Source organism: Rickettsia tamurae (genome assembly GCF_000751075.1).
Lineage (GTDB): Bacteria > Pseudomonadota > Alphaproteobacteria > Rickettsiales > Rickettsiaceae > Rickettsia > Rickettsia tamurae.
This window is the reverse complement of record NZ_CCMG01000015.1, coordinates 1-18,050: the sequence shown is the minus strand read 5'-3', so window position 1 is coordinate 18,050 and position 18,050 is coordinate 1. Positions and strand designations below refer to the sequence as shown.

Genomic DNA, 18,050 nt, shown 5'->3' with positions numbered 1-18,050 from the left:
TTTAGATAAGGAAAAATAAGAAGAATGTCAGGAAAAATAAAAGTAACATTTATTATAAATGATGGAGAAGAAAAAACAGTAGAAGCACCGATAGGGCTTTCTATTTTAGAAATTGCCCATAGTAACGATCTAGACCTTGAGGGAGCTTGTGAAGGATCACTTGCTTGTGCTACTTGTCACGTTATTTTAGAAGAAGAATTTTACAACAAATTAAAAAAACCTACGGAAGCAGAGGAAGATATGCTTGACTTAGCCTTCGGTCTTACCGATACTTCTAGATTGGGATGTCAAATTATTTTAACCGAAGAATTAGACGGCATAAAAGTACGCCTTCCTTCTGCTACTCGTAATATAAAATTATAATGGATTAAAAAAGTGATACGTAAAATACTTCTTTTTGTGTTTTTAGCCTTTACTATAATATGGTTTGCAACTGCATATACTATAAAAAATAACGTTGTAAGTTTAATTAAGAATTCTGAATCCGATAATTTTAAAATATCTTATAATGCGGTTAAGTTTTCAGGCTATCCTTTTAATTGGAAAATTACCGTAACGGATCCTAAAGTAAAATTAATTGATCATGTAAATTCTAAAGAATTTACTAGCGAAAATATTGTCCTAAATATAGCTTTTAGTACTAAAAGAGCCGCTCTTAATTTCGGTCCTTTTATTAGAGAAGTCGATAATTACGGCGACAAAACATTTACCCATGATGTACGCAGCGATGATGACATAAAGGGTATAGGAAAATTTAATAAACCTTTATATAAAACATCAAAAGATGATAATTTAAAAGAAATATTAAAATCAATTCAGTTAAATAATAAAGCATTATTGATATTTAAAGATAATCAAGAAATCTTTAAAATTAATGATTTAGCATTTCTTATAAGAAAACAGAATTTAGCAAGTGAGGAAAATATATCCTTATTTTTAAATATGAATTATTATTCAGAAAAAGATATTTTGAATTTTAAAAATGCTAATTTAGATATTGCTGCTTCTTTAAAATTTGCTGAAGACGGAGAAGATTCAGCTATTTTACAAAATTTTAATATAGAAAGATTTATTTTTACTTGTGATAATGATTCTAAAGTTAATTTAAACGGTGCTTTACAATTCTTTGCCAATAAATTACCGGAAGGAAAACTATATTTTGAGCTGGAAAATTATAATTCCATAGTTGATAAATTATTACCGAATAATATTATTTTTTCTAAGAAAATAATTAAAACAATTATTGCTAAAGCAATTAATAAAGCTTCCGACGAGCAATTAAATATAGATCAAAATGATGTAAATTCGGCTTACAATAATATAGAAAAAGCTAAGTTTGATATTGAGTTTTCAGACAAAGGAATAAATATCGGTTCTATTAATTTATTAGAACTAAAACTTGGTGAACATAAAGAAGACCAAAACACCGAAAATAATCCAAATTAGTTTTATGAACAATTTTAAACTAACTACCATTATTAGTATATTTCTTATTTGCAGTAATATTTATGCTGCTCCAAAAGTCATTAAAATCGGTACCGGCTCTATTTTAAAAGGATATTATGCTATTGGACTTGATTTATGCAAGACTATTACAAATGATGATAAAAATAATGAACATATTAAATGTGAAGTTGTTACAACAAACGGCAGTATAGAAAATTTAAAATTATTACAGCAAGGCAAAATTGATTTAGCCTTAGTGCAAGCTAATATTGCAGTAGAAGCATATGAGGGCATAGGTTATTATCACGATCAAGAAAAAATGCAAAATTTACGTCAGGTGCTTAATCTACATGATGAGTTTTTTACGGTTATTGTAAAAGATGAGGATAAAATAAAAGTTTTTGTTGATATTGACGGGAAAAAAATAACTAACGGTCCGGCATTTTCCAGTAGTAATATTACTTATGATGCCGTACGTTCTTTATATAAATTTTCTAAGGAACCTGAAGAGCTACACATTAATTATGAAGATTCTATTGATAAATTCTGTAATAAGGAAATAGATGCTATAATAATGATGGTTGGACACTCTAACCACTTAGTAAATTTAATAGCTAATAAGTGTGAAGTTGATTTCGTTTCAATTGAAAATGATAAAATAGCAGAATTAATAAAACAAAATAGAACTTTTCATAAAGCTATACTTCACAAAGGCTTATATCCAGGGATTACCGATGATCAAACTACCGTAAAAGTATCGGCAATCCTAGTAACTAGAGATGAGGCGAATCGTGATATTTTAGATAAATTTATCGGAGCTTTTCATAGAAACGTAGCAAATTTTAAACTTTCTAATTACTTATTAAATAACCTCGACATTAACTATTTCGCCGATACTAAAAATTTTGTTCTACCAAAACATGATTCAGTAAGAAACAAAAACTAACAATATCTTATGTCTGAAAATACTATATTTAAAAATATACTTATACCTATAGATTTAAATGATAAAAAATCTATAAAAGGTATTCTTTCTAAGGCTTTAATGCTTGCGACGAACTTTCAAGCAAAATTACATTTTGTGTACGTAATTCCTGAATTCGGTACGAAAATGTTTGAAGATTATTTACCTAAAAATTGGAGAACGGAGAAAAAAGAAAAGTATAAAGCTCAAATTAAAGAGCTTATCAAACAATATATTCCCGATGAAATTGAAACAGATTATTATATAGGTAGCGGTGCCGTTTATGATGAAATAATTAAGCACTCTAATGAAATTAAAGCCGATTTAATAATAATCTCTGCAGTCAGACTACAATTAAAAGATTATATGCTTGGACCTAATGCTTCTAAAATCGTCCGTCATTCAGATATATCAGTTTTGGTAGTAAGAAACGAGTAATAAGTATTATTTACGACTCTTGGGAATGCATTGTTGCGTAGATCGAAAAACACACTCGATGTCATACCGTGGCTTGTCCACGGTATCTAGAAAAAAATTAAAAAAGGACTGGATCCCGCGATCAAGTCGCGGGATGACAGCAATGGAATTGATCAACACAACAATACCTTGCGGGAATGACATCTTAATTTATTACAACTTCACTTTCAACTTCACAAAACTTTGATGGCTTTGATATTTCTTTTGTAAATGACAATTATATTCAAGTAATACGCTTACATTACCTTTTTCAGTTAAAACGCTAGCACCAATATTATAACCGACTTTAGGTTGCTTTGGTAATGCAACAGTTTCATTATATCTTTCCATTTTACTTTAGTATTAAGTTTTTTACTCTTATTGTTAAAGTAATTTTCCACAGAAGCTTGAAGTGCAGGCGTAATGCTTAAGCCTCCAGCTATTTTTTGTGGGGCTAAAGCTACCTTAGTGCCTAAAATACCGCTCCATAAATGCTACTTTTTAGAAGCAATACTTAAATCTGGACACCTACATCGCTTTCTTGGTATGTACCGTCTTTAGAGTGGCCGTATCTTATACCAAGATTTGGAGTTAAGAGTAATACCACCATTCATAAGATGATTATAACTTAATAAGGTTTCAAAGTTATAATTATTATTCTTATATTTACCGGTTGCAATAGTACCTAAACGGTTGATTTTACTCTTTACTATATTATGATTATAAGCAAACATAGCTTGGATCATAAAGTTTTTCGGTAATTCTTTTTGTCCGTATAAAGTTATGATATGGCTATCGATATTAGTATTTGACCTGCTACCACTAGATTTAAATTTTGAATCTAGTTTAGTATAAGCAATACCGACTAAATCTTTGTAGTTATCAGAGCCAATATTAAAACCTATAGTACCACCTGAAACATGACCTTTATAACCGCCTAAACCTTTTTGCGTATTAACACCGTAAGTACCTGCGATCCAAGCCCCCTTATCTAACACTCTTTCATCTTCCACCCGCAGCACTAGAGAACATTCTATGCGATATAATATACGGCTCATTTGAGTGATATCATGAATCGGATTATATATTGCTCCAATCATTTCTTCGTCTTGTTTTACTGCATTTTGCATTTCTGCAACTTCAGCAGCTTCAACTCTTACAGCTTCAGCAATTCTTGCTTCTTCTGCCTCCTTTATAGAAGCAGCTACTTTTGCCTCCTCTTCTTTTTTTGCTTTCTCTTGTTTCAAGTTTTCAAAGCTATCTTCAGAATCCTTAGATTCTAATTTATTTACAATTACTGCAGTGCTACTAGATACTTCTACGTTTGTTTGCTCCTGTATTATATTATCATCATCTTCAAAATCTTCATCATCATCAAAGTCTTCAATATTGCCATCTACAGGAACAATCCTCTCTATACGTCGAATAATCATAATTTCTGTATTAGTATGCGGAGCTTCTTCCATCGGAGGCGGAACTACCTCTATATCTTCCATATTAATAACCACCGGAGCCGGAGCTACAGGAGGAGCAGCAGGGGCTACTACAACTACTCCCCCATAACTTACGTCTCCATTTGCTACTGCTTGTGCTGCTGCTGACTCTGGAAGTCTTTTAGCAACTTCTTCTTCATTTACGGCTGCTGCTTCTATAATTGCAGCTAACCTAGGATTATTCGTGTTGCTGCATTAATCCCGCATCTTGATTTATTCTAACACATAGATTTCTTGTTTCCTGATCTATACCGCTTGCTACTTCTCTTTTAGGACCTATGAACTCAATATCGGTTCCTTCTTTTATAGCTTGAGCTAATTGATTTATATTACCATCAAGTGCATCTGCATTTTTAGCTGTATATTTCTCAAAAACTTCTTCTACAATTAATGCTTTTAGCTTTTCCTTTCCTTGAGTCTTTATTGCTAACTCTCTTTTTAAATCCGTATCAACTGAAGCTGCTATAGCTTGAACAGCGATTTCGTATTTTCTCCCTATTTCAGAAGTAGGAGCAATATAAACTACTTCACTTGCATCTGCATCGGGTTTTTTAGGAAAAAGATTTTCGATAGGCTTTAGACTGTTCATCTTTCTGACTAAACCATCCATACCAAGCCCATTATATCCTACCGTCGTAGGTGGTGGCGGTCCACCTGCCTACCACTATTACCGGTGCAGCAACAGGGGTACTAGCAGCTTTCGCTGTTTTTACTCCTTTTAATACCGCTTCTATTTTCTTATCACTTATTACATTAAGAAATTTTACAATTTCTTCTTTTGAGAAATTTTTAGTATCAGGTGTTAAAGCTTTCATTTTTGCATCGAAATCATTTTGTAAGGCGTCTGTTATATTTTTCTCCGTAATATGCTTAGAAGCTTTAGATAAATCAGCTGCATTATCGGCTAAAACTTTTTTTAGTAATTTAGCTTTAGTATCAACTCCTATTTCATAAATTTTTGATAATGTTGCCGGGGCAGCTTTATTTTGTAAAAACGTTAAATCTCCGCTATCTATATCACTCCCTACTGTTAAATTAACAATATTGTTATTAATCCAATTATTGACTTCAATATCTACTTCGTTGGCTTTAGTAGTAATGGCTATATTATCGCGTACATCTCCTTTATTAAGAGCAAGATCTAATGCATCGGAAAATTTTAAAGTATTAGTATTAAAATTATTAACAATTCTCTCTATTTCATTATTTAAAGAATCTGCTCCTAAAACATTTTTATTTTTAGCAATATACTCTATTCTTGATATAATTGTTTTCTGACCTTGCAACTCATCTTTTATTTTTATTTCATTACTTCTTGCCGTAATATGATCTTGTAAGTCCTGCGGTAATTTATCAAAAATATAATTTAAACGGTTTATTGCATTATGCTCTTCTTCGTTGAACAACTCTTCAAAAAATGTACCATTGGCTATTTTATTATTTAAAGTTAAAGCTTGTCTTGAAATTTGCTTTATTAAATCATCACCTTTTAGTCTATTCCAAATATTCTCAGCTTTTATCATTAATTGTGCTTTATCAGGGTTTGCTTCTGAAAATAATGCTAAAGACTTAAACGGAGTTTTTCCTTCTTCTAAAGTTAAAAGCGTTTTTATTGTAATTCCTAAATCATTTTCTACTCCTAATGTTCTTACTTCTAGCTCTTCAGGATTTTTCTTATTTTTAGCTAAATACATCTCGTTATGAAATATGCCGTCTAAAGTATTCGGAGCTACAAGAACTTCTTTAACTGCTCCGCCTATAACCGGTGCAGGTGCTCTTACTACTACAGCTGCATCTTCTTTCGCTTTTAGATCATGACCTGCTAATTTTAATTCAGGACTAAGATCAACTATCGCATCTAGATTATTTAAATTTCTAACCGTTCTACCTGTTGGTCGAGACGGTGACATTGTATTATTAAGCCCTACTAAACGCTCATTATCTGTTTTTATTTCACCTACCGTCTTGTTTAAAATAAGTGCTAGATCACTCATTGTGAAAGCATTGAAATTATCTATCAATGCGTGCATTTTCTTACCATCCAAATCTTTAGTTATTAAACCGGCATCTTTTAAAAGCTTGTTATAATTCTTTAAACCTGCTTCATCAATTACCTTACCCTCTTCATTAACTACCTTATTCCTACTGTTATTAATATACGCCGTCTTTAATTCAGCCATTTTCTCTAAATAAGTTACTAATCTTGCAGGATCAGCTAGTTTTATTATAGCCTGTCTTGTAGTAATATTAGATTTGTTAGCTTCAAGTTCAACTAAGTTTTGAGTAACATAATTTTCAAATTGATTTAATAATTTACGCTTTGTTTCCGGGGCCGCTACACTTTTAAACTTTTGTAATAAATTACTTTGTCCTGATTGATAATAGTTAACACTAATATCTTTGCCTCTTACATTAGGATCAGTAATATTAGTGCCAAAAAATACATGTTCAAAAGCTTCTTTTGTTAAAGGAACATCAACATAATTATTTACAACTTTTAAATCATTATTAACGTCTACACCGCTGTCATAGCTATATATTTTAACTGCTCCAAAGGTGTATTTAAATTTTCTATGTTATTAAAATGTATAGCTTTTTTGATTTTATCATTGACACTTACAGCATTTGCCCCTTCAGCTTTAGCAAGGATTTCCAATACTTGAAGTCTATTTTCTAGAGCCATCCCTTGCTCGTTACGTCCTGTTTCTAAGGCTATATTACCTACCGGCTGTTTAAATCGACAATTGCAGCACCGGCTGCCCGTGCTTCTCTTCTTTCTCTAGCACCGTTAAGTACAGGTGCAGCTGCTTGAAGTTTAGTGACTTCTATTATTTCGTTATTGAATAATCTTCTTTCCTCCGGCATAAAACCGTCAAAAAGGTCACCAAAATCCGCATGGCCTTGAATTCCTTTTATAACATTAAGCTTTTTAGCAGGAGTTAATGCTTGGTAGTCAGCAGTATGATTCAATATATAATAGATTTCTATATCTGCTCTTGCTTCTCCAACCATAGCAGTCATGACTGCCGCATTAGCACAGCTAAGTAAGAATAATTTTGTAAGTTTAGAATTTATAGATTTAATATTTTTTCCATAATATCTAATTCCCCTTTAATAAATATTAATGTTTAATTTATTATTAAAGATGATTATACACGAAAAAATATTATGTCAAGAAATTTATATTGATGGGCTATAAGGCAGGGTAGTAACGTAGATTTTATATGATAATTTAATATTTATAATAATCGTAATGTTTAATTTTTGTTAATGATTAGTTAATTTATTAATGCCTTGTGGTGCATTATACGATATTACTTCTATACATGCAAGCTATATTATTAAAATTTTCATTATTTTTAAAATGCTTTATAATAATGGTGTCATACCGTGGCTTGACCACGGGATCCAGTTTTTTAAAATTTTTTCTAGATCCCGTGGTCAAGCCACGGTATGACACGGACACCGTACTACTATCCCCCGAGGCAAGTTATCTAACACTTGATATTATAAAAGATACGACCCGTCCTATTACCTATAATAATACAAAGCATAACTTACCGATTTATTGGAAAACAGGTACTTCCAGCTCATTTAGAGATGCACTTAGCATCGGCATATTCGGAAAATACGTACTTGCCGTTTGGGTTGGGGATTTCAAAGGGCAAACTCACGGAACATTTACGGGTAATATCTCTGCAGCCCCTTTATTCTTTAATATTATCGAATCAATAGCCCATCCAAATAAAGATGAGGATTTAATCCTTTCAAAAATTAATGAACTAAATATTACTAAAGTAAAAGTTTGTGCAGATACGGGAGATATCGATAACGATATGTGTCCGGTTAAAGCAGAAGCCTTATTCATTAAAGGCAAATCACCGATAAAACAATCAGGCATTTATAGAAAAATGTTGATAGATTTAAAAACCGGTATGCCTGTTTGCAACTTTATTAAAGGACAAACAGAATATAAAACAGTAAATTTATGGCCGACAGATATGCTTTCGGTTTATCAAAAAGCTGGAATACATATATTACCGAAACCGATACCTACAAACCATTGCAATAGGTTGATAAATTGGCATCATCAAAAACCTAAAATTATATACCCGTTAAAAAATTCCGTACATTCAATTAAAAATAGTGATAATATTACTTTTAGTGCGATTAGCGATAATAAAACCAATAACATTTTTTGGTTTGTGGAGAATGAATTAATAACAACCGCAAAACCAAACGAAGCAGTAATATGGCAAGCAAAATCCGGTGAATTTATTATTAGAGCTATCAGTGATAGTGGCGAAAGCGACAGTATAAAAATTTATATTAAAGAATAAATTAGTGGTTACATATGAAATTTAAAATTCCTACAGAAGTTGATATTAACTCTTTAACAGACGAAGAAACTGCTCTTGATTCTTTAAAAACAAATATTCTAAATGTATTGACTGAAGTTAATTATTCACTAATACAAGCAGGAAAAACACCAGAAGCTACAGTAATAATAGGGTTGCCTCATAGCGGAAAAAGCACATTTTTAAATGCTCTTGAAAACAACATTGAGATTATCGAAAACGGTAAAGAATTTACATTTGATAAATTATTTGATTTTGAAACAACGCCGGAAATTAAGCATACATATAAATCGGCTGTATATTACCCAAAAAAATTTGAAATTGCAGGAAAAGTATTTTGGGAATGCTCTAACAGGGTACCTGATACAGTTCAAGAGTTAATCAATGTATTTTTCATTAAAAAGCTAGTTCAAATGACCGATAAATTAAAATTTATCATAGTAGCAAAAGAAGAGTCCATAAAATCCCCTAGTATCTTTAACAGGATTATAGAAGATTTTAAAAAGTTTTTCCCTTTAGAAGAATACAAAAAATTAAAAGGGAATGTTATATGCGTAATAACCCAACATAATGAAAATAATCATGAAAACATTATACCGATGTTACAAAATAGCATCGCTAGCAACAAGGATGTATTAGAATCCTCTGATATAAAATTTTTCTGTAAACCTACTTCTCAAAATGAGGAAATAAAGCTCACTCTAGAGCTAAAAAACTTAGAAGAAAGAGCCGGTGTACAAAATCTAGGGATAAAGAAGCTAAGTTCATTGCTAAAAGAACAAGACAGTCTTATAGAAAATTTATATATACAGATACATGTAGAATGTATAATTAATACTATCCAATCAATTTTCAGAGATTTTAATATATCTACATCTCTTAACTGTGTAAAATTTTCAGATAATAATAACTATGATGATTATGTTAAACCATATTTACCAAGTTCTTCAATACAATATCCGGCTCTAAAAAAAATTCCTTCTTGTTTTGAAGGATTAGCACAATTATCGGAATTGCAAGCTATCATATCAAATAAACAAGCTAATAACCTTATAGAGGCAATATTTCAAATTTTAGACTCTATTGAGAAATTTACAGATAATAAGCCGGTTATTCAAGCTTACCGATATGTATTAAACCTACAAATTAAAGAATTATTATTATTTGAAGAAATGTTACCTACAACATGGTCTCAATCCAATGATTGCTATATGAAATATGTGATTTATTCATAAAAAATAACTATCTATCTTCTATAAAAAATATAGAACCTAAAAACGATCAACCGGTGCAATATTATAAAGAAGCCATAGAGTGGTTAAATAAGTACCCTGACAAGGCGGAAGTAATTAAAACTATAGCTAGCTGCTACTCCAAAATAGGCGATATATTGAGCGAAGAAGAAGATTATAAGGGACCTTTAGCTAATTAATAATGCAGCTCTAACATGTAATGAAGAACTTAAAGAAATGTACAATAAAATCGGTGATATGCTATTTAACTTAGGACGTGAAGACTCAGCTATCATATTTTATAGAAAAAATAATAAATTAGACTCTATATTAAAATGTTATGACAGCCTCATAAATAAGGCTGAAAAGCCTATAAAATATGATTTATATATAGACCAAGAAAACGAACTTCGCTTTCAAAAACAACAGAAAGCAGATGCTGCGGAATCCTATTTTAAAGCAACTGGTGTTGTACGTGATCCTCAAAAACAACAAAATTTAATGCTTATGGCATATAATACTTTCTTAGGAAACCCAAATAATAACGCAATTCAACAAACAGATATTTCAGCACAACAAAGAAAGGAGTATTTTAAGGATATAATCGGCGATATTATTGATCTACATTCTTAATAGATCATTTATGCTTACTTTAGCTCTAGTAGTTTTATCGACTTGTTTTACGATAACTACGCAATAAAGTCCAGGCTTGCCGGCTTCCTTAGCAGGTAATACTCCTGGAACTACAACAGAATAAGCCGGAATTCTGCCGTAAATAATTTCACCTGTATCTCTATATACTATTTTTGTAGAGCTACCGATAAACACCCCCATACTAATTACTGCTCCTTCCTCTACTATTACACCTTCTGCTATTTCCGATCTTGCACCGATAAAACAATTATCTTCAATGATAACGGGCTTTGCTTGCAGCGGTTCAAGTACCCCGCCTATTCCCGTGCCGCCTGAAATATGGCAATTCTTGCCGATTTGAGCACATGAGCCAATAGTAGCCCATGTATCAATCATTGTTCCCTCATCTATATAAGCACCTATATTAATGAAAGAAGGCATAATTACAACATTTTTAGCTATATAAGTACCGGTTCTAACAACAGCTCCGGGAACGTTGCGTATAGCAGCTTCTTTGAATGTATTTTTATCGATATCTGCAGAAAATTTAGGGGCAACCTTATCATACCAACTATTATAATTGTTATTATAAAGCTGCGATTCCGTAGTGATAAAATATAGCAATATAGCTTTCTTTACCCATTCATTAACTTGCCAATCATTTTCTTGCTTTTCACAAACACGAATTGTACCTTGATTTAAGCCTTCTATAATATCATTAAGAGTTTTCTTTAATGTTATAAGCTTTGAAGAATCTTGAAGAAGTTTGTCCTTAATTTGCCAAGCTTCTTCAATTTCTTTAATAAGAGAGGACATATCTTTTAACTGTTTTATTGCCAAAAATGATAAATGAGATTATCATAAAGTCAAACATAATAATTATAATTAACTATGTATATTACTTCTTGCCCAAATTGCCAAACAAGATTTATTGTTACAAGCAATCAAATAGGTATTAACGGACGACGAGTAAAATGTTCCAAATGTAGCCATTTGTGGTATCAAAAATTAGACTATAACACTAGTAAATTAAATGACTTTAAAGATAAAGTAAACACGGAAACTATTAAAACTCCTATTAAAAATCATTATAATGCTAATGTGCCGGTTATTTTACCGTATATTCCTCCTAAGAAAAAATATAATATATTTCCAATATTATGGACTAGCTTTATAATTTTTTGTTTAGTGATATTACTAATAGATAGTTTTAAATTCTTAGGTAAATATGATCAATTAAAGATAGAGGAAATTAATTTAGGAAAATCTCGTCATATAGGCGGTATGAAGGTATTTTATAAATTATCTAATCAGTCTGATTATTTAATTTCTGATCCTATAATCAAAGTTAGAGTAATGGATACTAATAATCAAGCTTTAGATGAATATGTATCAATTACAAAACTACAAGCAAAAATCCCTGCAAAACAAGCAATATATCTAGAAATGAATATTGAGGGGATCCCTGTTACGGCAAAATATATTAATATTGCTATAGGTAATAGATTAGGGCTTTTATTTAAGTGAAGACGGTTCGTGGATCGATTTATCCGTCATTGCGAGGAAATTACGTAAGTAATTGTACGTACGCAATCTCAGGAGTGTGTTATTATTTCATGAGATTGCCACGCAGCCTACGGTTGCTCGCAATGACGACTCGGTATCCACGCCGCCCCCGTCTTTTCTCATGAATGATATACAAAAAAATAAAAATACCCATAAGCCGAAACTTATGGGTATTACTAAAGATATAATAATTTTTATGTGTATTAGGAAACACCACACTTTGAGCTATTAACATCACTTGATATTATATTAACAATATCTGGAGCTTTAAATAATATAATGATTGCAGCAACTACCACTAAAGCTACTTCCCACTGCAATTTTCCTCTTAATGTTTGAATTCCCAGAACAATTATACCGATAACAGCTATACCTTTTGCAGTATTGCCTCTGAATACTTTAATTAACTTACATAATGCCTCACCCACAGGATCGCCGGCATCACTACCTAAACTATCAAAAGCTACCATAATAATAGCCACACTTAGAATAGTAAATAATATGCGTAATGATAGATTATAATCGATTAATTCTTCGTTTAATTTACGAATAGGAAAGTTCATATGTTTTACCTCAATAAAATAATTAGCATTTAAAAAGTAATGTATAATTTATTTATATATAAATCAACTCCTAAATATATGCAATTTTAATTAATATGCAAAAATATTTTAAAAACACTTATTTTAAGTAACATTATAATCACATATAGTATAATTTAACTTCCAAATATATAAACAAACGTAAATAAAAATAACCAAACCACGTCCACAAAATGCCAGTACCATGCAGCAAATTCAAACCCTAAATGTCCATTACCTTCTGTAGTAAAATCTCCTCTTTTTGCTCTAAAGTAGCAAACTATTAGAAATATAGTACCTATAATTACATGAGCTCCATGAAAACCCGTTGCTAAATAAAAATTAGAAGCATATATACCATCTGTAAATTTAAACGCCGCATGATAATATTCATATGCTTGCATAGTTGTAAAAAATATTCCAAGCAATATGGTAAGAGCAAGTGCAGTTACGCAATCTTTTTGATTTTTTTCTTCTAAGGCGTAGTGAGCCCAAGTAACGGTAGTGCCTGATAAGAGTAATATTAAAGTATTGATAAAGGGAATATCAAACGGATCAAAAGTTTTAATTGTAGGTGGAGGCCAAATTCCCTGCTTTACAACCCATACACCGTCTAAAAGACCTACGGGTGATAGACTTGATTTAAAAAAAGAAGCAAAAAATACGCCAAAAAATACTATTTCCGTTAAGATAAATAACGCCATACCTATTTGTAAACCTTTTCTAACAGGACTAGTATGCTGATGTTCGACTATTCCTTCTTTCACTACATCTTTCCACCAAGAATATAAACAGTAACCTACTGAAATAACTCCTGCAGATAAAATATATATATTAAATTTATAGCCATGCATGAACGAGACGCCGCCTATAACCAAAAGAAGTAAAGCAAAAGATGTTAGGACGGGCCAAGGGCTTGGATCTACTATATGGAATAAGTGCGATTTAGTAATAGGATGTGAATTTGGATTCATATTTTATTTTATCATTTTCTAATTATACTTCGAGTAGATATACGAAGATCAACTTGGAAAAGAGCAAGGAGTCTGTAAGCCAAGGAGCAGAACGTATAGTAATATGTGAGCGTCCAAGGTCTTACAAAGACGAGATAGTCAATTTTTCAAGTTCTATCTTAGTATATAAATAAATATAAATTATTATTGATGTAAAAGCAAATTCTAGAAGCAGATTATATAGAAAATATACCTCGTAACTTAGAATTACATTATTTATTATTAATGACAACTAAAATCTCTTGACTTTTTATATTATTCAACTAATATATAGACCGCTAATAATATTTAAGCTCCATTGTTGCAAGACCAATCTGTCAAAACTTAATATTAAGTTATGCCAGGGGTCTATTATTATAAGTGAGTAAAATCATGAAGTATAATGGAGGTTGTTGTCTTACAGCAACGGAGCTTAACCCCTGGCACCTTTATTTATTAATTCTAGATTAAGTTTAGGCATAAATTAAATAAAGGAATTGCGAATAGTATTAACTATGTTTGATAAAAATAAAGATTTATTAATTCTAAAAAATACAAATACAAAAAATAAAGAAAAAATTAAAAAAAATTTTTCTTTTCATCACCGTTTCTAATAATATTTAATGTTTTTTTATTATCTTCTTAATATCTTAGAAGTAAAATATTTCTAGATTTTTCAACTAATTAAGCTGTTAACTCTAAATTTTCTTACTTAAAATTATAGAGATACGACAAATTATCTTCACTATTTTACTAGTTATTTCTGCAAATATTGCCTCAGTACTATCATTCATTATAGCAATATTTTTATGTTCAATTTCATCAAGTCGAAATTTAATAATATTATTTAATAATTCCGGCTCAACATTTTTATTTTCTAAATAATTTATTTGCTGTTCATAATGTTTTTCTATTACTTCTTCTACACTCTCGGTAACAAGCATCGCCGTTTTTATTCCCATCAAGGAAGATAAAGCACCAAGTAAAAATCCGTAATGATGCCAAAAAAATAATAAAAACGTGGGTCTTACTTCTTTTTCTAGTAATTTTTTTTCAAAATAATTTAAATGGACCTCTTCGTGATCAAGCATTTCTTTAATCAATATATGATCATTTTGAGATTTGATATATTTTAGCTGCCCTTGATAAATTCTTTTTGCACCATACTCTCCAGCATGATTAACTCTAATTATCTCGTGAATTTGTTTGTCAGGGTCAGAAAAATCAGGTCTAGGCATAATGTATACTCGTTTAATTTGAAAAATTGGCTACGTCGTCTTATAAGAGCTACAATGCTCTCGTATTTAAGTATACGCTCCTCGCCTTATGGTCTCCTTGCTCTTTTCCAAATTAAACTTCGTCTACTCTTCATTTACTTTGGAGTATATTTTGGAATAAATCGAAACTAGCAGGATTTAACTTATAATCCACTTCTGCCTGTTGTAGCAGTTTTAAAGTCTTTAGACATTCGGTTAGGCTAAGACTACCTGCTATTTTCGTAAAATCATTAATATACTGATAGAAAATCGGTGGGGATAATGATTTTATTGCGAGTTCCAAACGCTCACCGTTTTTTACTTTCGACAAAACTATATATAAATTTAAATAATGCCTTATTAATGCTCTAATAATTAAAACTTCATTGATATTTTGTTTTTTTAATATTTCCAGCTCTTGCAGAAAATTACTATAATCTTTTTTTGAAAAATACATTGCTAAATCACTGCCGTTTGCCGTAATTTCGCTACTTATAACTTCTAGAACATCGTTTAAAGTAATTTCGCGTTTATCATGAACAAAATATATTAATTTATTTATTTCGCTACAAATTAAATCATGATCACCTTTTAAATGAGCTTTTAAATAAGTGATAGCTTCTTTACTTATAATTTTATTAGTTTTTTCTACTTTACCTAAAATAATTCGTTCAATTTTTGCTTCATCGTCATGATAACAAGCAACTGCCGCTAAATATTCTTCCGTTTCAAAAAACTTTTTAAAGCTCCCACTTGAAGTAATTTCCTCACCGATAAACACAGGAAAATTTATATAATCACTGCTTAGAATTGTTTTTAAATTCTTATCGATTGAATTCCCAACCGATCTAATTTTAATTAATTCTTTTTGACCAAAAAAATTAGACGAATTAAGTAATATTTCTAAAGATGAAATATTAAGATCTGCGTATTCTATAGAAGTTTGTAGCATATTTAAGCTTTTTACTAAATGCTTACAAATTTTTTCTATATAACCTTTATCAGGACCATATAGTAAAAGAGCTCTAATCTTTCCGGCTGTTATTAGTTCAAATAATCTACCTATTTGTGAAAAATAAAATTTCATAGCTTAACTATTTCCGTGTAAAATATAAAATTAATCTGCTACGAATTTCTTCTGCTGCTTGATATGCCAAGTCTATTCCTGTTTCATCTCTTTCAACATTTGTTGCATATGGTGTAAAAATAGCATTATATGACGTGTTTTGGTAAAACTTCTCTTCAATTAAAACCTTTTGGCTTTCTATATCAATTAATTTATACCTAACTAATTGATTAATATATTCCCTTAAAACATTGGAGTTTTTTTCAATAGTAGCAGGCATAGTTGTTGCGGTAAGCTCTGCTTTAAGCAGGTATTTTGCTTTTGCTTTCTGAGGTAAAATATTAGTTAAACGATGATAAAACTCAGCTCCTTCAATTGTTCTAATCGGTTCAACTTCAATAGCTTCTAAATCATTATTTCTACTGTATTTTTCACTATATACCGGTTTTAAATTACAACTGCTCATTAGAAAGAATATAATTAATAAAGAACGCATATATACATATATAGATTAAGATTGGTTTTTTATATTAATAACAGTTTATTTCGATTTTGTGAAAGAAAATTATAATAATTAGCATTTGTTAATACTTATAGTAATTATATGTTAATTTATATTGACATTTATAAATAAGACTTATATATTGCCGCTTCAAAATAATTTTAAGGTATTAGATGTTATTATATAAACTTGTTCTAAGTGTTCCAATAAAAATAAAAACAGCATTGGTAAAAATAAAAGCATATTTTTTCTTCCCAAAAAAAGAAAAAGTAACTTTAATAAAATATAACTCAACAGAAAATATTGAAACACTCAAAGTAAATACAAATGAAGCTAAAACTGTAAAGATTACAAAAGAGGATTTAGAAAAATCTTTTGAGTTATATGAAAAAAAATTGACAATATTAGCACAAAAACTATCATCACAAACATCAATTAGCTATGATGCTTATAACCCTCAAACAGAGTATTACCCATTGATAGGAGAAGATGGAAATATCAAGTATATCCCTACTACTGAATTATAATTTTTTAATCTTTAAATTTGATCGGTAAGTTTTACATACTCACTGCTTTTTATTAAAGAACTCTCCCTTCCTTACAAATCTAATACTCTATTTTAAATTTACAAGGAAGATGCTTGTCCAATAATTTACAAATTTTTTATACAAGTTCCATTATTGTATGCTTATTTTTTCCGATTATAGACATATCATCTTCTAAATATTTGTGCATATCTTCTTCCAAATTATTACACGGTGTTATATTGTATTTTGATGATTCTATAGGAATTCGATCTTTAACATCTCGAGTGTAAGCTTGTAATATTTCTACTATCTCTACCCTACTTCCATAATATGTAGAATAATCTAATGGAGTAAGACCTGAAGCATCTTTATTGTGTTACTAAAGTAGGTTTTGCCTGTAATAGAATTTCAATAACATCTTTATTATTAACCCCTGCAATTGCCGAATGTAATAAAACGATAGACCCTGAGGAGTCGTAGAATCTATAGAATCCCGATTTACTTTTAAGATTGCTACCACTAACTCTTTTTTACCATGTTCAGCCGCTTCGTGTAATAAGGCAGTGGAATTATTTTCAATACATACCTTTAATGTACTATTAAAAATTGCTATACCGTCTTTTATCTTATCTTTAAACAATTCTCCTAACTCATCTATATCGCTCTTTACCGATGCATATTTCATTTCTCTCTCTGAATCGGGGGAATCTAGACTTGGAGTTTTATATTGACTTAAATCTGATGTAAGTAAAGTAGGTATTTTTTGTTTTCTCATTAATTTTCCTAAATTTATAAATTATTAATTATTTTAGAAGGGATTGTTAATTAGCTATGTTTCTTAGGTGTTGAGTAGGGACCGTTTTTCTGTCATTGCGAGGAAAAACTGTAAGTTTTGACGAAGCAATCCAGTTAAAAATTCTGATTTACAGAATTTTTATTATTTTTATGGATTGCCATGCAGCCTACGGCTGCTCGCAA

Annotated in this window: 21 protein-coding genes and 3 pseudogenes; 11 read left to right on the top strand and 13 right to left on the bottom strand. The window is 30.4% G+C overall.

Annotated features, from left to right (window positions below):
- The first annotated feature begins 24 nt into the window (after positions 1-24).
- The 4 genes from MB29_RS05650 to MB29_RS05635 are packed head-to-tail and all read left to right on the top strand — an operon-like array spanning position 25 to position 2,848.
- Positions 25-363, top strand: coding sequence for a ferredoxin family 2Fe-2S iron-sulfur cluster binding protein (locus MB29_RS05650; RefSeq protein WP_010423662.1), 339 nt, complete (start codon positions 25-27; stop codon positions 361-363).
- Positions 364-375: 12 nt separating this feature from the next.
- Positions 376-1,446, top strand: a complete 1,071-nt coding sequence (locus tag MB29_RS05645) for an RP198 family tick cell line-upregulated protein (RefSeq protein WP_032139412.1) — start codon at positions 376-378, stop codon at positions 1,444-1,446.
- 4 nt (positions 1,447-1,450) lie between these two features.
- On the top strand, positions 1,451-2,392 hold the full coding sequence (locus MB29_RS05640) for a TAXI family TRAP transporter solute-binding subunit (RefSeq protein ID WP_032139411.1): 942 nt from the start codon (positions 1,451-1,453) through the stop codon (positions 2,390-2,392).
- Between the two features lie 9 nt (positions 2,393-2,401).
- Positions 2,402-2,848: a universal stress protein gene (locus MB29_RS05635; protein WP_032139410.1), complete on the top strand. Its 447-nt coding sequence runs from the start codon at positions 2,402-2,404 to the stop codon at positions 2,846-2,848.
- A 6-nt stretch (positions 2,849-2,854) separates the two neighbouring features.
- Here the strand turns inward: MB29_RS05635 and MB29_RS11745 are convergent, their stop codons facing one another.
- From MB29_RS11745 to MB29_RS08655, 6 genes and pseudogenes are all read right to left on the bottom strand, one after another.
- Positions 2,855-3,004 (bottom strand): palindromic element RPE4 domain-containing protein, encoded by a 150-nt coding sequence (locus MB29_RS11745; protein ID WP_233418972.1) that lies wholly within the window; start codon positions 3,002-3,004, stop codon positions 2,855-2,857.
- A gap of 36 nt (positions 3,005-3,040) precedes the next feature.
- Positions 3,041-3,217 (bottom strand): hypothetical protein, encoded by a 177-nt coding sequence (locus MB29_RS11740; RefSeq protein WP_032139409.1) that lies wholly within the window; start codon positions 3,215-3,217, stop codon positions 3,041-3,043.
- A 206-nt stretch (positions 3,218-3,423) separates the two neighbouring features.
- Positions 3,424-4,362, bottom strand: a complete 939-nt coding sequence (locus tag MB29_RS12965) for an autotransporter outer membrane beta-barrel domain-containing protein (RefSeq protein ID WP_233418971.1) — start codon at positions 4,360-4,362, stop codon at positions 3,424-3,426.
- 175 nt (positions 4,363-4,537) lie between these two features.
- The gene (locus MB29_RS12960; RefSeq protein WP_233418970.1) at positions 4,538-4,969 is read right to left on the bottom strand and encodes a hypothetical protein; all 432 of its coding nucleotides are present in this window, start codon (positions 4,967-4,969) and stop codon (positions 4,538-4,540) included.
- 10 nt (positions 4,970-4,979) lie between these two features.
- A complete protein-coding gene (locus tag MB29_RS12955; RefSeq protein WP_233418969.1) occupies positions 4,980-6,539 on the bottom strand; it encodes a hypothetical protein in 1,560 nt (519 codons plus the stop codon).
- 401 nt (positions 6,540-6,940) lie between these two features.
- Positions 6,941-7,371, bottom strand: a pseudogene (locus MB29_RS08655) (hypothetical protein); the annotation flags it as partial.
- Positions 7,372-7,814: 443 nt separating this feature from the next.
- Between MB29_RS08655 and MB29_RS05595 the strand changes: the two are divergent.
- The 5 genes and pseudogenes from MB29_RS05595 to MB29_RS12945 form a co-directional block, all read left to right on the top strand.
- Positions 7,815-8,699 (top strand): annotated as a pseudogene (locus MB29_RS05595) (penicillin-binding protein 1C); the annotation flags it as partial.
- 431 nt (positions 8,700-9,130) lie between these two features.
- Positions 9,131-9,356 (top strand): annotated as a pseudogene (locus MB29_RS13800) (hypothetical protein).
- 128 nt (positions 9,357-9,484) lie between these two features.
- The gene (locus tag MB29_RS13795) at positions 9,485-9,952 is read left to right on the top strand and encodes a hypothetical protein (protein ID WP_324607282.1); all 468 of its coding nucleotides are present in this window, start codon (positions 9,485-9,487) and stop codon (positions 9,950-9,952) included.
- Positions 9,922-10,149 (top strand): hypothetical protein, encoded by a 228-nt coding sequence (locus tag MB29_RS05580; RefSeq protein WP_032139408.1) that lies wholly within the window; start codon positions 9,922-9,924, stop codon positions 10,147-10,149. The genes MB29_RS13795 and MB29_RS05580 overlap by 31 nt, the downstream gene beginning before the upstream one ends.
- A 37-nt stretch (positions 10,150-10,186) precedes the next feature.
- Entirely contained in the window at positions 10,187-10,582 is a 396-nt protein-coding gene (locus tag MB29_RS12945) for a hypothetical protein (protein WP_233418966.1), read from the top strand.
- On the opposite strand, the gene dapD is transcribed toward MB29_RS12945, so the two are convergent.
- Positions 10,571-11,398, bottom strand: a complete 828-nt coding sequence (gene dapD / locus MB29_RS05570; RefSeq protein ID WP_032139407.1) for a 2,3,4,5-tetrahydropyridine-2,6-dicarboxylate N-succinyltransferase — start codon at positions 11,396-11,398, stop codon at positions 10,571-10,573. The two genes, MB29_RS12945 and dapD, sit on opposite strands and share 12 nt — an antisense overlap.
- A gap of 75 nt (positions 11,399-11,473) precedes the next feature.
- Here dapD and MB29_RS05565 point away from each other — a divergent pair, with 75 nt between their 5' ends.
- Positions 11,474-12,109, top strand: coding sequence for an MJ0042-type zinc finger domain-containing protein (locus tag MB29_RS05565; protein ID WP_032139406.1), 636 nt, complete (start codon positions 11,474-11,476; stop codon positions 12,107-12,109).
- Positions 12,110-12,351: 242 nt separating this feature from the next.
- Here MB29_RS05565 and MB29_RS05560 read toward each other — a convergent pair whose 3' ends face one another.
- The 5 genes from MB29_RS05560 to MB29_RS05540 form a co-directional block, all read right to left on the bottom strand.
- A complete protein-coding gene (locus MB29_RS05560; RefSeq protein WP_032139405.1) occupies positions 12,352-12,711 on the bottom strand; it encodes a TrbC/VirB2 family type IV secretion system protein in 360 nt (119 codons plus the stop codon).
- A gap of 155 nt (positions 12,712-12,866) precedes the next feature.
- Positions 12,867-13,703: a cytochrome c oxidase subunit 3 gene (locus MB29_RS05555; RefSeq protein WP_032139404.1), complete on the bottom strand. Its 837-nt coding sequence runs from the start codon at positions 13,701-13,703 to the stop codon at positions 12,867-12,869.
- A 716-nt stretch (positions 13,704-14,419) separates the two neighbouring features.
- Positions 14,420-14,959: a demethoxyubiquinone hydroxylase family protein gene (locus tag MB29_RS05550; protein WP_032139403.1), complete on the bottom strand. Its 540-nt coding sequence runs from the start codon at positions 14,957-14,959 to the stop codon at positions 14,420-14,422.
- A 130-nt stretch (positions 14,960-15,089) separates the two neighbouring features.
- Positions 15,090-16,064 (bottom strand): DNA polymerase III subunit delta, encoded by a 975-nt coding sequence (holA, locus tag MB29_RS05545; RefSeq protein ID WP_032139402.1) that lies wholly within the window; start codon positions 16,062-16,064, stop codon positions 15,090-15,092.
- A 7-nt stretch (positions 16,065-16,071) separates the two neighbouring features.
- Positions 16,072-16,539, bottom strand: a complete 468-nt coding sequence (locus MB29_RS05540) for a hypothetical protein (protein ID WP_032139401.1) — start codon at positions 16,537-16,539, stop codon at positions 16,072-16,074.
- Positions 16,540-16,718: 179 nt separating this feature from the next.
- Between MB29_RS05540 and MB29_RS05535 the strand changes: the two genes are divergently transcribed.
- A complete protein-coding gene (locus MB29_RS05535; protein WP_032139400.1) occupies positions 16,719-17,072 on the top strand; it encodes a hypothetical protein in 354 nt (117 codons plus the stop codon).
- Positions 17,073-17,451: 379 nt separating this feature from the next.
- Here the strand turns inward: MB29_RS05535 and MB29_RS12940 are convergent, their stop codons facing one another.
- Positions 17,452-17,847, bottom strand: coding sequence for a hypothetical protein (locus MB29_RS12940; protein WP_032139399.1), 396 nt, complete (start codon positions 17,845-17,847; stop codon positions 17,452-17,454).
- Positions 17,848-18,050: the final 203 nt, after the last annotated feature.